This window comes from Streptomyces sp. NPDC044044 (assembly GCF_056434405.1).
The window spans coordinates 951651-965684 of record NZ_JBWKFG010000002.1 but is presented as its reverse complement, the minus strand read 5'-3'; the positions used below and the strand labels follow the sequence as shown (position 1 = coordinate 965684).

The 14034-nt window shown below is 71.9% G+C and carries 12 protein-coding genes; 8 read left to right on the top strand and 4 right to left on the bottom strand.

Annotated elements, in window-relative coordinates; genetic code table 11:
* Nucleotides 1–68 precede the first annotated feature (68 nt).
* The 7 genes from AC07AG_RS10155 (at nucleotide 69) to AC07AG_RS10125 (ending at nucleotide 7251) form a co-directional block, all read left to right on the top strand.
* Nucleotides 69–881 carry an SAM-dependent methyltransferase gene (locus AC07AG_RS10155; protein WP_478753663.1) on the top strand — a complete coding sequence of 271 codons (813 nt, stop codon included), beginning with the start codon at nucleotides 69–71 and terminating at the stop codon, nucleotides 879–881.
* 244 nt (nucleotides 882–1125) lie between these two features.
* Nucleotides 1126–2223, top strand: coding sequence for a mechanosensitive ion channel family protein (locus AC07AG_RS10150; RefSeq protein WP_478753661.1), 1098 nt, complete (start codon nucleotides 1126–1128; stop codon nucleotides 2221–2223).
* Nucleotides 2224–2356: 133 nt separating this feature from the next.
* Nucleotides 2357–2764 carry a rodlin gene (locus AC07AG_RS10145; RefSeq protein ID WP_478753659.1) on the top strand — a complete coding sequence of 136 codons (408 nt, stop codon included), beginning with the start codon at nucleotides 2357–2359 and terminating at the stop codon, nucleotides 2762–2764.
* Nucleotides 2765–2933: 169 nt separating this feature from the next.
* Nucleotides 2934–3899 carry an ABC transporter ATP-binding protein gene (locus AC07AG_RS10140; RefSeq protein WP_478753989.1) on the top strand — a complete coding sequence of 322 codons (966 nt, stop codon included), beginning with the start codon at nucleotides 2934–2936 and terminating at the stop codon, nucleotides 3897–3899.
* Nucleotides 3896–4876 carry an ABC transporter permease gene (locus tag AC07AG_RS10135; protein WP_478753657.1) on the top strand — a complete coding sequence of 327 codons (981 nt, stop codon included), beginning with the start codon at nucleotides 3896–3898 and terminating at the stop codon, nucleotides 4874–4876. The genes AC07AG_RS10140 and AC07AG_RS10135 overlap by 4 nt, the downstream gene beginning before the upstream one ends.
* Nucleotides 4877–4924: 48 nt before the next feature.
* Nucleotides 4925–5329, top strand: a complete 405-nt coding sequence (locus AC07AG_RS10130; RefSeq protein ID WP_361043325.1) for a GntR family transcriptional regulator — start codon at nucleotides 4925–4927, stop codon at nucleotides 5327–5329.
* Nucleotides 5330–5454: 125 nt separating this feature from the next.
* Complete coding sequence (locus AC07AG_RS10125) at nucleotides 5455–7251, top strand: acyl-CoA dehydrogenase (protein WP_478753655.1); 1797 nt, start codon at nucleotides 5455–5457, stop codon at nucleotides 7249–7251.
* Here the strand turns inward: AC07AG_RS10125 and AC07AG_RS10120 are convergent.
* From AC07AG_RS10120 to AC07AG_RS10105, 4 genes are all read right to left on the bottom strand, one after another.
* Nucleotides 7193–7852, bottom strand: coding sequence for a DUF6629 family protein (locus AC07AG_RS10120; RefSeq protein WP_478753653.1), 660 nt, complete (start codon nucleotides 7850–7852; stop codon nucleotides 7193–7195). The genes AC07AG_RS10125 and AC07AG_RS10120 overlap by 59 nt on opposite strands.
* A gap of 55 nt (nucleotides 7853–7907) precedes the next feature.
* Nucleotides 7908–9311 (bottom strand): FAD-binding oxidoreductase, encoded by a 1404-nt coding sequence (locus AC07AG_RS10115; RefSeq protein ID WP_478753651.1) that lies wholly within the window; start codon nucleotides 9309–9311, stop codon nucleotides 7908–7910.
* A gap of 101 nt (nucleotides 9312–9412) precedes the next feature.
* On the bottom strand, nucleotides 9413–12016 hold the full coding sequence (locus tag AC07AG_RS10110; protein WP_478753649.1) for an ATP-binding protein: 2604 nt from the start codon (nucleotides 12014–12016) through the stop codon (nucleotides 9413–9415).
* Nucleotides 12017–12070: 54 nt separating this feature from the next.
* Nucleotides 12071–12664, bottom strand: a complete 594-nt coding sequence (locus AC07AG_RS10105; RefSeq protein ID WP_478753647.1) for a hypothetical protein — start codon at nucleotides 12662–12664, stop codon at nucleotides 12071–12073.
* Nucleotides 12665–12898: 234 nt separating this feature from the next.
* Between AC07AG_RS10105 and AC07AG_RS10100 the strand changes: the two genes are divergently transcribed.
* On the top strand, nucleotides 12899–14023 hold the full coding sequence (locus AC07AG_RS10100; RefSeq protein WP_478753645.1) for an NADH:flavin oxidoreductase: 1125 nt from the start codon (nucleotides 12899–12901) through the stop codon (nucleotides 14021–14023).
* The last annotated feature ends 11 nt before the right edge of the window (nucleotides 14024–14034 follow it).

The window sequence follows — 14034 nt, the reverse complement described above, 5'->3', positions numbered from 1 at the left end:
AGCGGGCACGATGACCGGACGCACGCGAAGTCCGTCTGAACGCCCGCCTTCTCACTGGGAGTTGACGCATGACCGCGATCCCCCCGCCCGCCACCCACCCGATCGACACCAGCAAGGCACACCCTGCCCGGGTCTACGACTGGTATCTGGGCGGCAAGGACAACTACCCGGTGGACGTGGAGCTGGGGCTCCAGATCGTGTCGCTCGAACCGCAGGCCAAGTACTACGCACAGCACAACCGCTGGTTCATGCAGCGCGCCACGCGGCACCTCGCGGGAGAGGCCGGGATACGCCAGTTCCTGGACATCGGCGCCGGGATCCCCACCGAGCCGAACCTGCACCGCGTCGCGCAGTCGGCGGCCCCCGAGGCGCACGTCGTGTACGTGGACAACGATCCGACCGTCCTCGCGCACGCGGAGACGCTGCTGCGGGGGACGCCCGAGGGGGCGACGGAGTTCCTCCAGGTGGACGCGCGCGAACCGGACAAGATCCTCGAACAGGCCGAGGGCGTACTGGACTTCACCCGGCCGATCGCCGTTTCGCTGAACGCCCTGCTGCACTTCATCAGCGATGACGACGGTGCGTACGACGTCGTGGAGCGGCTCGTGGCCGCCCTCGCGCCGGGCAGCCATCTGGTCCTGTCCCAGATTGCCGCCGACTTCGATCCGGAGCGGACACGGCAGGCGGTGGAGATGTACAGGGCGGGCGGCGTCACGCTCGTGCCGCGCTCACGGGCCGAGGTGGAGCGGTTCTTCGAGGGCCTGGAACTGTTGGACCCCGGCATCGGCTGGCTGCCGGACTGGCATCCGGAGCTCGGCGTCGACGAGGTCCGGAACGGGACAGCGGTGTCGATGTACGCGGGAGTCGCGCGCAAGCCGTAAGCGGTGACGGGATGCGGGGAGAGGGGAGCGGGAGAGGAGAGCGGGGAGCGGCGCCGTGGAACTGACCTGACCTGAGGTCAGATGGTTCGGCGCGGGATGTCGGATTTCGCCCTGCGCCCGCCGAGTTGACGGCAGGCTGTGTGCGGGCCCCCGGCAACGGCGCCGCACCCATGGGGCAGGATGACGCTCGCGCCGGACCACGAACATACGTCCGACGCGCCCGCACAACCTGGAGAATGAACTGATGGAGCGAGCCCTCACATGGCACGACCTGATCGCCGCCGGTATCGCGGTGGCCGTTGGCATCGCGGCGGGTCTGCTGCTGCGCATGATCCTGCGATGGCTGGGCGAACGGGCCAGCAGGACCCGGTGGAGCGGCGATGACGTCATCGTCGACGCCGTGCGCACGCTGGTCCCCTGCGCGGCGATAACCGCGGGCGCGGCCGTAGCCGCCGCGGCCCTCCCGCTCACCCCCAGGACCGGCCGCAACGTCTCGATGACGCTGACCGCCCTGCTCGTCCTCGCCGCGACGCTGACGGCGGCCCGCATGGTCACGCGCCTGGTGAAGTCCGTCTCGCAGTCCCGGTCGGGCGTCGCGGGATCAGCGACGATCTTCGTCAACATCACCCGCGTCGTCGTGCTCGCGATGGGCTTCCTCGTCGTCCTGCAGACGCTCGGCGTCTCCATCGCCCCCATGCTCACGGCGCTCGGCGTCGGCGGCCTCGCGGTGGCCCTGGCCCTCCAGGACACGCTGGCCAACCTCTTCGCGGGCGTGCACATCCTCGCCGCGAAGACGGTGCAGCCGGGCGACTACATCAAGCTCAGCAGCGGCGAGGAGGGCTACGTCGTCGACATCAACTGGCGCAACACGGTGGTGCGTCAGCTGTCGAACAACCTCGTCATCATCCCCAACGCCCAGCTCGCGGGCACGAACATGACCAACTTCAGCCGCCCCGAGCAGGACCTGTCGATCATGGTCCAGGTCGGCGTCAGCTACGACAGCGACCTGGAACAGGTCGAGCGCGTCACGACCGAGGTCGTGGAGAACGTCATGAAGGACGTCGAGGGCGCCCTTCCCGACCACGAACCGGCCGTGCGCTTCCACACCTTCGGCGACTCGCGGATCAGCTTCACGGTGATCCTGGGCGTCGGCGAGTTCAGCGACCAGTACCGCATCAAGCACGAGTTCATCAAGCAGCTCCACCAGCGCTACCGCGCCGAGGGCATCCGGGTGCCGTCCCCGGTCAGGACCGTGCACGTGCAGCAGGGAGAGCTTCCCTCGCCCCTGATCCCGCACCAGCGTGAGTCCACCATGCCGACGAAGTCGGTGCCGCGGCCGTAGCGGGCGCGGCGTGGTCGGCAGCCGTGGTCAGCTTCACTCCGCCGACACTCCGCGAACGGGCGAATTGACCAGGGACCGGGACATTGCTGGATGTACTGGCCCTTCTGGCAACTGACTTCCGTTCTGGAGTGACATGAGTACCCGTAACCTCCCCCTCGCCCTGAGCCTCGCCGCTGTCGCCCTGGCCGGCAGCGCCGGGAGCGCGGCCGCCGTCGGCGACGACACCGGCACGACCTCGCTCAGCGGCAACGGTGCCGAGCAGGCGTTCGGCAACAGCACCACCGAGGGGGACATGAGCGCACAGGGGCGCCTGGTCGACAGTTCCCTGAACAAGCTCTGCGCCGGTGTCCCCGTCAAGGCGAACGTGGGCCCCCTCGTCGGCATTCTCGTGCCGGTCGCGGTCCAGGACATCCCGGTCCTCTCGGCGCCCCAGAACCAGCAGTGCGCCGAGAACTCCACGCAGGCCAAGCAGGACGAGCCGCTGTCGCACCTCCTCAGCGACATCCCCGTGGCGTCGGGCAACGGCGCGAAGAACGGCTGACCCGACCGCTCCCCCCTCCACCTCTCACGGCCCCTGCGCGAGCAGGGGCCGTCGTCGTTCCCGGGCCCGTGAGCCGACGGAGGGGCGTCCCGGCGGTTTGACAGGTCCGCGCCGCGCAGATCATGATTCCATTAATTGTTTAATGGAATCGAGAGAGGCGTGCGTGGACATGACCCTTGCCGACCCCACCGAGGCCACCGGACCCCTGGGCGCGACCGCGCTCGAGGCCCGCGGCCTGGGCAAGCGCTATCGCCGCGGCTGGGCGCTGCGTGACTGCTCCTTCCGGCTGCCCGCCGGACGGATCTGCGGTCTCGTCGGCCCCAACGGCGCCGGAAAGAGCACCCTGTTGGGGCTCGCGACCCACCTGGTGACCCCGACAGAGGGTGAACTGCGCGTCTTCGGGATTCCGGTGGACGATCCCTCCGCGATGCCCCGCTTCGCGTTCCTCTCGCAGGACAAGCCGCTGTTCAAGCGGTTCACCGTGGCCGACACGCTGCGCATGGGCCAGGAGCTCAACCCCGGCTGGGACATGGCCGCAGCCGAGCGGATCGTGCGCTCCGGCAACGTCCCGCTCGAGGCCAAGGTCGGCACGCTCTCCGGCGGTCAGCGCACCCGCGTCGCCTTCGCGCTCGCCTTCGGCAAGCGGCCCGATCTGCTGCTGCTCGACGAGCCGATGGCCGACCTCGACCCGCTGGCCCGTGACGAGATGGGCTCCCTGCTGATGTCCGAGGCCGTCGAGCGCGGCACGACGGTGGTGATGTCCTCCCACATGCTGGCCGAGTTGGAGGACATGTGCGACTTCCTCCTCGTCATCGCGGACGGCCGCCTCAGGATGGCGGGCGACACCGACGAACTGGTCCCGGCCCACGCCCTGGTGACCGGACTCGCCCCCGACGGCGCCCCGCCCGCGGATCTCGCCCCGCACTCGGTGGTCGAATTCCGGGTCCAGGGGCGCCAGTTCCGCGCCCTCCTGCGTCCGGGCGGCCCGCTGGCCCCGGACTGGGAGGTCTCCGAGCCGAGCCTGGAGGAAGTCCTGCTCGCCTACCTCCGCTCACCCGACGCCGAGCCGCTGTTCACGCACGACGCACGCATCGAGGACGCACGCATCCGGACCGAGGGGATCGCCGCCGCATGAGCACCACCCTGACCGAGCAGCCGCGCACGGGGCAGACCGCCAAGAAGCCGGGCCTGGTGCACGGACTCACCTGGCTCGTCCTGCGCCAGCACCGCACCACGACGTGGATCGTCGTCGCCCTGGTCGCCCTCGGCGCGGCCACGATCATCTACGAACGCGGCGCGATGGCCGACATGCTCGCCGGCCTGGGCTGGCCGGATAAGGACGTCAGTCTGGAATCGGCGCCGCAGAGTTACGAGTACATCGCCGAGGCGCTCGGCGCCCTGCCCGTCGTCCTCGGTGTCTTCCTCGGCGCCCCGCTGATCGCGAGCGACCAGGAGCACGGCACCGCGCAGCTGGTCACCACGCAGTCCATGCCGCGCCGCCGCTGGCTCGCGGCCAAGCTTGGCTGGTGCCTCTCGCTGGTCCTGGTGTCCACCGTCGTACTCGCCACGCTGTTCTTCTGGTGGTGGGAGCCCTACCGCGGTCTTCTCCTGTCGGAGTGGCTCTCGGGCTCGGTGTTCGACAACACGGGCCCCATGCTGACGGCGCTCTCCCTCTTCCTCACCGTCAGCGGCATCGCGATCGGCATGCTGCTGCGCAGGGTGCTGCCCGCCATGCTGGCCACCTTCTTCTTCGCCCTGGTCGTCCAGGTGGCCTGGGGCGAGTTCCGTGACCGGCTCGCCACCCCGCGCCTGATCACGTGGCCGCTGAACGCCGACACCCCGGCCCTCGTGAACAGCAGCAACGTCGTGGAGACGGACCGCTGGATCGGCACCGCCGACGGGCAGCTCTTCGGGTGGGGCACCTGCGCGAAGCAGACCGAGAAGGCCTCCGACGCCTGCGTCAAGGACCACGGCATCGTCAACAACGTGGTCGAGTACTTCGGCTACGACCAGATGCCGGGCATGCAGTGGACCGGCGCCGCGCTGCTGCTCGGTGCCACCGCCGCCGTGGCGGTCTTCGTCCTGTGGTGGTCGACGCGGCGGCCCCTCTAGGGCGACCAGGGACCGCAGGTACGTAAAGTGTCCGCAAACGAGCAGAGAGTGGGGACAGTGGTCGAATTCCGCATCGACCGGCGCAGCGGTGTGGCCACATACCTCCAGATCGTGCGGCAGGTCGAACAGGCCCTGCGCATGGGCGCGCTGGTGGAGGGCGACCGGCTGCCGACCGCGGCCCAGGTCGCGGCGGCCACCAAGGTCAACCCGAACACGACACTCAAGGCATACCGCGAGCTGGAGCGCGCCGGCCTCGCCGAGGTCCGCCAGGGAGCGGGCACCTTCATCACCCGCTCCCTCGCCCGCCCCCAGGCGGGACCGGATTCCCCGCTGCAGACCGCGCTGACGGAGTGGATGCACGAGGCACGGTCGGCGGGGCTCACCGGGCAGGACGTGACGGCGCTGTTCGAGGCGGTCCACGCGGCGACATTCGAGGCCGCGGCGCAGGACTGACCCGCCCGCCGGGGAGTCCCGCTCGGGGAGACACTCGACAAACCCCATAAGCGACCGCTTAGTATCGGGGGTGCGGGGCTCCTTGCCCCGGGATCGGTTCCGCCGTCACCGCATGGAGAATCCGCATGGCATCCCTGCTCCTTTCCCGCCGCGATCTCGAGTTCCTGCTGTACGAGTGGCTCGACGTGCCCGCGCTCACCGCCCGGGAGCGCTACGCGGACCACTCCCGCGAGACCTTCGACGCCGCACTGGAGCTGAGCGAGCAGATCGCCACGCGGCACTTCGCCCCGCACAACAAGAAGAACGACGCCCAGGAGCCCACCTTCGACGGTGAGCGGGTGCACGTCATCCCCGAGGTCAAGGAGGCCCTGCGGATCTTCGGGGACTCGGGGCTCCTGGCCAGTGCCATGGACCACGAGATCGGCGGCGGACAGCTGCCCGCCGTGGTCGCGCAGGCCTGCTTCGCGTGGTTCCAGGCGGCGAACGTCGGCACGGCCGCGTACCCCTTCCTGACCATGGGCAACGCCAATCTCCTCCTCGCGCACGCGTCGAAGGAGCAGATCGAGACCTTCGTACGCCCGATGGTGGAGGGCCGCTTCCTGGGGACGATGTGCCTGTCGGAGCCGCAGGCCGGTTCGTCGCTCGCCGATGTGGCGACGCGGGCCGAGGAGCAGGAGGACGGGACGTACCGCCTCTTCGGGAACAAGATGTGGATCTCCGGCGGCGAGCACGAGCTCTCGGAGAACATCGTGCATCTGGTGCTCGCCCGCATCCCCGGCGGCCCGCCCGGCGTGAAGGGCCTCTCGCTGTTCATCGTGCCCAAGGTCCTGGTCGGCGACGACGGTGCGCTCGGCGAGCGCAATGACGTCGTGCTCGCGGGCCTCAACCACAAGATGGGCTACCGAGGGACCACGAACACCCTCCTGAACTTCGGCGAGGGCGCCCACCGGCCCGGCGGCGAGCCGGGCGCGGTCGGCCACCTCATCGGGGAGGCGAACCACGGCCTCGCCTACATGTTCCACATGATGAACGAGGCACGGATCGGCGTGGGCCTCGGCGCCACCGCCCTCGGCTACACCGGCTATCTGCACGCCCTGGACTACGCGCGCACCCGCCCGCAGGGCCGTCCGGCAGCCGCCAAGAACCCCGCGTCGCCGCAGGTCCCGATCATCGAGCACGCCGACGTACGCCGGATGCTCCTCGCCCAGAAGGCGTACGTGGAGGGCGCCTTGGCGCTCAATCTGTACTGCGGGCGGCTGCTCGACGAGCAGAACACCGGTGCCTCGCAGCAGGCGCGCGAGGAGGCCGAGCTGCTGCTCGACGTGCTCACGCCCATCGCCAAGAGCTGGCCCTCGCAGTGGTGCCTGGCGGCCAACGACCTGGCGATCCAGGTCCACGGCGGGTACGGCTACACGCGCGAGTACAACGTCGAGCAGTTCTACCGCGACAACCGCCTCAACCCCATCCACGAGGGCACGCACGGCATCCACGGCCTCGATCTGCTCGGCCGCAAGGTCGTCATGAAGGGCGGCGCGGGTCTCGCGCTGCTCGGCGCGCGCATCGCGCGGACCACCGCACGCGCCACGGAGGCCGGCGGTGACGCCGCCGGGTACGCGGCAGCGCTCGACGCGTCCGTGCGCCGGGTGGCGACCGCGACCGGCAAGCTCTGGTCCACCGGGGACCCTGGGACGGCGCTGGCCAACGCGAGCGTCTACCTGGAGGCGGTCGGGCACGTGGTCGTCGCCTGGATGTGGCTGGAGCAGCTGCTCGCGGCCGAAGCGGGCACCGAGGACGTCCACGCGGGCAAGCGCGGCGCCTGCCGCTACTTCTTCCGCCATGAACTGCCGAAGACGGAGGCACAGTTCACGCTCCTGGAGAGCCTGGACCGGACCGCCGTCGAACTGGCCGAGAGCGCCTTCTGACCCAGAAGTACAGGACCACCGAGCAGACCGCCGCGAACGCGCACCACGTGGAGATGTACTCCCGCCGCCACAGCGCCACGCACACCGCCGCCCCGACGGCGACCAGGACGCCGAAGCGGACAAGGCCCCGGTCGCCGGAGAGGAGCAGGGAGCCGATGGTGGCGACGAGATATCCGGCGACGATCAGCTCGGGGTGGGGCAGGCCGAGCGAGTACCCGACCGTGTGGCCGCGGATCTCTGCGTCCACGGTGCGGGTGGCCAGGCTGTAGGAGAGCGCCGCCGCTGTGGCGACGCCCGCCGCGAGCGGGATCAGGAGGCGGCGGCGCGCGCTCGTCGGCGCCGCGCACAGCACCGCCACGGGCATCCACAGCGCGAGCAGCGGCATCGCGATCACGGCCCAGGCGACGGTGGCGGGGCCCGTGCCGCCGTCGCCCCGCCACACCTGGGCCTCGATGATCTGGTGAGCTCCGAGCAGCAGCGGGAGCGCCGCGAGCGGCAGGTCACCCGGGCGGGCACCGCGAGCCGCCCGGGTGACACACGCGACCCCGACGGCGGCGATGCCCGCGCCCGCCACGAGGTCGGCCGTCGCGCTCCAGCACATGACGATCACGCTACGGTCCCCGCCGCCCCGCAGCGCGCCGGGCGGGCCGCCGGGGTTACGCGGGCCCGCGCGGGTCGGGCTCGATGTTCTGGTTCAGGCGGAAGACGTTGTCCGGGTCGTACGCGGCCTTGACGCGGGCCAGGCGCGCGTAGTTGTCGCGGTAGCTGGCCCGTACGCGCTCCTGCCCCTCGTCCATCATCATGTTCACGTAGGCGCCGCCCGCCGAGTAGGGGTGCAGCGCGTCGAAGTAGTCGACGGTCCAGCGCTTGATGAGGTCGGCGCCTGCCGGGTCTGTGTCCACTCCCGCGTAGACGCAGGCCCAGCGAGCGCCGCGGTAGCTCCAGGCGGTGTCCGTGGAGCTGGGGTCGTGCGCGGCGCCGTCGATGGGGTACAGGTGCATCGTCGACTTCATGGTCGGCACCTCGGGACCGAACTTGGCGTGCAGGGCGACGGCCTCGTCCGGGATCGCGTCGACGAAGTCCGCGCGCCAGTACCACTGGTCGCCGGGCGGGTAGAGCCCGTCGAACATGGACTGCAGCACGGGGTGCGGCATCTCGCCCACCGCGTGCAGCAGCGGTTCGGGCAGCGCGTCGAGCAGGGGCGCCATGGCATGGGCCGCCGCGTCCGGGTCCCCCGCGGTGTGGCACCACACGACGCCGCAGACCTTGCGCAGGTGGAGGTTCTCGGGGAAGGGCGGGGCCGGCGGCACGGTGCCGTACATGAAGAAGCCGTTCACCTCGCGGGGCGCTCCCGGCAGGAAGTCGCGGTAGGCGGCGAGGACTTCGGCGCCCTGCTCGGCGGGCCAGAAGGTGGGGCCAGCGACGACCGTGCTCAGCTCGTGGAGCCGGAAGAGGAAGGAGGTGACGACGCCGAAATTGCCGCCGCCGCCCCGGATCGCCCAGTACAGGTCGGCGTTCTCGTCGGCGCTCGCCCGCACCTGGCGGCCGTCGGACAGGACGAGGTCGGCCTCCAGGACGTTGTCGATGCTCAGCCCGAACCTGCGGGTGAGGTGGCCGAGACCGCCGCCGAGGGTGAGGCCGCCGACGCCGGTCGAGGAGATGATGCCGCTCGGCGTGGCAAGGCCGTGCTCGTGCGTGGCGCGGTCGACCTCGCTCCAGACGCAGCCGCCGCCGACCCGTACCGTGCGGGCCGGGGCGTCGACCTCGATCGACTTGAGCGGTGACAGGTCGGCGACCACGCCGCCTTCGACGGTGCCCAGGCCCGCTCCGTGGTGGCCGCCGCCGCGGACCGCGAGCGGCAGGCCGTGCGCGCGGGCGAAGCCGATGACGCGGGACACGTCGTCGGCGTCGGTGCAGCGGGCGACGAGCGCGGGGCGCTTGTCGGCCATGGCGTTGTAGACGGCGCGCGCCTCGTCGTACCCGGCGTCGTCCGGACCCTTCAACTCCCCCTTGAACCCTGCGAGTTCACTGCGCGCTGCCTGTGCGGGCGTGATGGACATGTGCTCCCCCGTTGGATCGGTGCATCCGATCAGCCCGTTCTAGTGCCGCCCTGCGCGCACCGGTATCCGTGCCCACCACCCAGCTCGGGTCCGGCGATTGCCTACTTTTCGCGGCCGATTTCCACCCCCAGCTGCGCGGCGCGGGCGGCGACGTCGCGCCGGGTGCGGGCGCCGAGCTTCTCCAGGACCGCACGGACGTGGTTGTCGACCGTGCGCACGGACAGGAAGAGCCGCCCGGCGATCTCGATGTTGGTCAGGCCCTGTGCCAGGAGCCGTCCGACCTGGAGCTGGCGGCCGGTGAGGCCCGCGGGGTTGCGACGGGTCGCCGCGTGCGGGCCGCGCGGGATCCGGGCGACGCCGAGGGCGCGCAGTTCGGCGCGGACGATCCGGGACAGGGGTTCGGCGCCCAGCGCGTCGAGGCCGGCGAGCGCGGTGAGCTTGTCCGCCGGGGCGGGGCTCTGCGCGAGGGCGGCGGCGTGTTCGTAGGGGCAGCCCGCCGCCCGCCAGGCCTCGGCGGCGAGGCGCCACTGCCCCGCGGCCTGCAGGGCGTACGGATGGTCCGAGTCGTCGGCGGGGACGGGGCGCCCCGCCATGACGAGCCAGTGGCCGAGCTCCGCGCGGTACGGCGTCGCCGCCAGGCCGCGCGCCTGTCCGTACAGGGGGCCGACGGCGTCGATCACGGCCGCGTGGTCACCGCGCAGCCAGGCCGCCTCCGCCCGTGCCGCCGCGACGGGGGCCGTGCGCTGGAGCTCCCGGGTCCGCGCGGCCACCTCCCAGGCCCGCGCGAGGAGTTCGTCGCCGCCCTCGGCGCCGCGCCGGATCCGCACGCGGGCGAGGACGGTCAGGGCGGGGCAGCGGGCGGGCGGGAACTCCTGCGCGTCACCGGACTCGGCGTGCTTCTCCGCCTCGTCCCACTTGCCTGCGGCGAACTGCCGCAGCGCCAGCTCCACTTGGAGGTAGCGCAGGAACCCCAGATGCTCCGTGCGGTCCGCGAACTCCATGGCGGGCGCCAGGAAGTGGTCCGCCTCCGTGAACCGGAGGTTCTCCAGAAGCGTCCAGATGACGTTGGCGTAGGCGCGGCATGCGTGCTCGGCCTCGTCGGCCTTCAGCGCGACCGCCAGGCTCTCCTCCAGCTGCGGGCGCCCCAGCGGGTCTCCGCCGCGCCAGCGTGCGGTGCCCACGTTGTTCAGGGCGTGCGAGAGGATCGCCGCGTCGCCGGTGCGCCGGGCCAGCGTGATGGCGCGCTCGCCGTACCCGATGGCCTCGGCGTACCGGTCGGAGAGCATGCGCAGCTGCGAGGTGTTGCTGAGCGCGAGCGCCAACAGCCGCTCGTCCCCGGCCTGTTCGAGTACGTCGATGGCTTCCCTCGCGGCCTCCTGCGCCGCGTCCGCGTCGCCCGCCCACCAGTGGATCCGGGACAGCCAGCGCAGATCGGCGCCGAGCGCCCGCAGGTCGCCCAGGGAGCGGCGCAGGGCGACGGCTTCGCGCTGGGCGCTGACGGCGGCCGGGGAGTCGGCGATGGTGTAGCTCTCCACGGCGAACCGCTCCAGTAGGTCGGCGAGTTCGGCCGGGCCGTAGCGCCCGCGCTGCCGCAGGACCAGGCGCAGCTGCGCGGCGGCCTCACGGTGCGCGCCGGTGCGGGCCGCGTCCCTTGCGGCGTCGGGTCCGTGGCGCGCGATGGCGTCCTGGTCGCCCGCCTGGGCGGCGTGGTGGACGACGCGCGAGGAGTCGGCGCCGGGCTGCGCGACCAGGACGGCGAGCACCTTGCGGTTGAGCTCGATCCGCCGCGCGGCGGGCAGCGAGTCGGCGATGGCCCGCCGGATGATCTCGTGCCGGAACACCACGCGCTCGGGGGTCACGACGAGCAGCCCGCGCCGTTCCGCCGCGGTCAACTGGCATACGCCGTCCGCCAGAAGGGCGTCGGTCAGGGGCCGCTCGACCGCCGACGGCAGCACGGCGAGCTGTTCGAGCGCGTCACGCGCGGTGTCGCCGAGGCCGCGCAGCCGGGCGAGGACGGCGTCGACCACGGTCGGCGGCACGTCCCCGGTGCCGCCCGCCGCGACGACCTCGGCGACGTAGAAGGGATTGCCCGACGTCACGGCGTACACCTGGGCGGGGTCGAGGCGGCTGGCCGCGCTCAGCGTGCGCACGGCGCTCCGCGAAAGGCGCGGCAGAGGAACGCGGTGCACGCGCGCCGCACGCGACACCTGGCCCAGGAGGTGCCGCAAGGGGTGCTCGCGGCTCAACTCGTCGTCACGGTAGGTCAGCACAAGGACCGCGGGCATCCGGTCCACACGGCGTACCAGGAACCGCAGTGCGTCGAGGGAGGCCTCGTCAGCCCAGTGCACGTCCTCTACGACGAGGACCGTCGGGTGCGGCGGGTCGCCCAGCTCGGCCCGCAGCGCGTCGTACACCCGATGCCGGTCGCCGCCCTCGGTCACCGCCTGCGCCAGCTCGGCGCGCACACTGCCGACCAGGTCGCGGAAGGGTCCGAGCGGGCGCCGTGTCGCGAGGTCGTCGCACTGCCCGACAAGCACCCTGGCCTGCGCGGACAGCGCACCCGGCAGGGCGTTCACGAGGCTCGACTTGCCGATCCCCGCCTCACCGAAGACGAGCGCCACCGAACCCGCCCCGTCGGCCGCTTCCCGTGCGGCGGCGGTCAGTCGAGCCAGTTCAAGATCCCGCTCGAGGATCCCCCCGTCCACGCGGCGCATTCTCCCACGCGACCGCGTATTTCCGTCGCCCGCAAGGAGGTTCCGTCAGCGTCGGCCTCGGTCCCGCAGATGGCCGAGCACCAGCCGCCCCCGGGGCGAGAGCCGGTATCCCGTCTCCAGGGACTCGGTGAGGCCGCGCTCCTTGAGCTTGCGTACGTCCGCCTTGAAGGGCTGCGTCTCCCTGCCGAGCCGGGCAGCCAACTCGGCCGCGCGCACGCCTGGTTGAGCGTGGATCAGTTCAAGGATCCGCGCGGTCCACGGCTCCCGTCGGCTCCGGGCGTCCATGCGGCCGAGCTCCGCGACGATCTCGTCCAGTTCGGCGGCGGGCAGGTCCGTGTCCTGCCGCAGCCGGATCCGTGGGTCGTCACCGGCGACGCGCAGTCCGATGCGGTACAGCCGCCGGTCGTCGCCCGGCCGCTGGTCGGCGAGGAGCCGGTCCCGGTCGGCGAATCCCGCCCGGCGTGCGTCGCGGTCGGTGACCGCCGACTCCGGCACGATCTCCACCTCGCCGACCACCAGGACGCCGACCTCGGTGCGCAGCTCGGTGCCGGGCCGCACCGCCGGCCTGCGCCAGCGCCGGAAGGCCAGATCGATCTCACCGGACGCGATGGCGCCGAGCACATCGCGCTTGAACAGCATCACCGACTCCGATCGTGGACAGCGACGGCCTGTGCCGATCCCCCCATTCTCGCCTCGTTCCGGGCCCCCGGCCTCGTGCGGGGCGCGAAGACCGCGCCCCGCAGCGGCCGAAGCCACCGTCCGGCGGTTCGTTCCCGCCGTGGGGCCCTCCGGCAAGCGACAGGAGTAAAGCGCGTACGCTTACGTCATCGATCGCAGGATGATCGCACCCCTCGTTCCCTGCCAGGAGGACGCATGACCTCGGCGTCGCAGACCGCACGCACCCCCCAGACCCTCGACCGCCCCTTCGGCGTCGGCAGCCTCAACCTGCCCAACCGCATCGTGATGGCACCGATGACCAGGGAGTTCTCACCGGGCGGCGTGCCGGGCGCGGACGTGGCGGAGTACTACGCCCGCCGGGCCGCCGCCGGTGTCGGCCTGATCATCACCGAGGGGACGTACGTCGATCACGCCTCGGCCGGTACGAGCGACCGGGTCCCGCGCTTCCATGGCGACGACGCCCTCGAAGGCTGGCGCAAGGTGGCCGACGCCGTGCACGCCGCGGGCGGGAAGATCATTCCGCAGCTGTGGCACGTCGGCATCACGCGCGAGGAGGGCACGGGCCCGGTGCCCTCCGCTCCCCCGGCGGGCCCCTCCGCGATCGGCCTCGACGGACAGCCCAAGGGCAACGCGCTGACGGCCGACGACCTCGACGACGTGATCCGGGCGTTCGCCGACGCCGCGGCGGCCGCCGAGCGCATCGGCTTCGACGGCGTCGAACTGCACGGTGCGCACGGCTACCTGATCGACCAGTTCCTCTGGGAGCGCACCAACCGGCGGACGGACGGCTACGGCGGCGACATCGAGTCCCGCACCCGCTTCGCCGCGGAGATCGTCGCGGCCGTGCGCGCCGCCGTCTCGCCCGACTTCCCCATCGTCTTCCGGCTCTCGCAGTGGAAGGCCGGCAGCTACGACGCCCAGCTCGCCGAGTCCCCCGAGGAGCTGGAGCGCCTGCTCACGCCGCTGGTGAACGCGGGCGTCGACGTACTGCACGCCTCCACCCGCCGCTACTGGATCCCGGAGTTCGAGGGCAGCGACCTCAACCTCGCGGGCTGGGTCAAGAAGGTGTCCGGCAAGCCGGTGATCACCGTGGGCTCGGTCGGCCTCGACCAGGAGTTCATCGGCCCGAAGGGCTGGGCCGCGCCGTCCGCGTCCACCGGCATCGACCCGCTCATCGACCGCATGGAGCGGGACGAGTTCGACCTGGTGGCGGTGGGGCGCGCCCTCATCGCCGACCCGGAGTGGGCGGCCAAGGCCCTGGAGAACCGCCTCGGTGACGCGCTGCCCTTCGACAAGTCGCTCCTGAAGAGCCTGGCCTGAGCGACAGCCAC

What these genes read in the sequence shown, in the direction of transcription:
- AC07AG_RS10155 (WP_478753663.1), top strand. Translation starts at nt 69, where the DNA reads ATGACCGCGATCCCCCCGCCCGCCACCCACCCGATCGACACCAGCAAG.
- AC07AG_RS10150 (WP_478753661.1), top strand. Translation starts at nt 1,126, where the DNA reads ATGGAGCGAGCCCTCACATGGCACGACCTGATCGCCGCCGGTATCGCG.
- AC07AG_RS10145 (WP_478753659.1), top strand. Translation starts at nt 2,357, where the DNA reads ATGAGTACCCGTAACCTCCCCCTCGCCCTGAGCCTCGCCGCTGTCGCC.
- AC07AG_RS10140 (WP_478753989.1), top strand. Translation starts at nt 2,934, where the DNA reads ATGACCCTTGCCGACCCCACCGAGGCCACCGGACCCCTGGGCGCGACC.
- AC07AG_RS10135 (WP_478753657.1), top strand. Translation starts at nt 3,896, where the DNA reads ATGAGCACCACCCTGACCGAGCAGCCGCGCACGGGGCAGACCGCCAAG.
- AC07AG_RS10125 (WP_478753655.1), top strand. Translation starts at nt 5,455, where the DNA reads ATGGCATCCCTGCTCCTTTCCCGCCGCGATCTCGAGTTCCTGCTGTAC.
- AC07AG_RS10120 (WP_478753653.1), bottom strand. Translation starts at nt 7,852, where the DNA reads ATGTGCTGGAGCGCGACGGCCGACCTCGTGGCGGGCGCGGGCATCGCC.
- AC07AG_RS10115 (WP_478753651.1), bottom strand. Translation starts at nt 9,311, where the DNA reads ATGTCCATCACGCCCGCACAGGCAGCGCGCAGTGAACTCGCAGGGTTC.
- AC07AG_RS10105 (WP_478753647.1), bottom strand. Translation starts at nt 12,664, where the DNA reads ATGCTGTTCAAGCGCGATGTGCTCGGCGCCATCGCGTCCGGTGAGATC.
- AC07AG_RS10100 (WP_478753645.1), top strand. Translation starts at nt 12,899, where the DNA reads ATGACCTCGGCGTCGCAGACCGCACGCACCCCCCAGACCCTCGACCGC.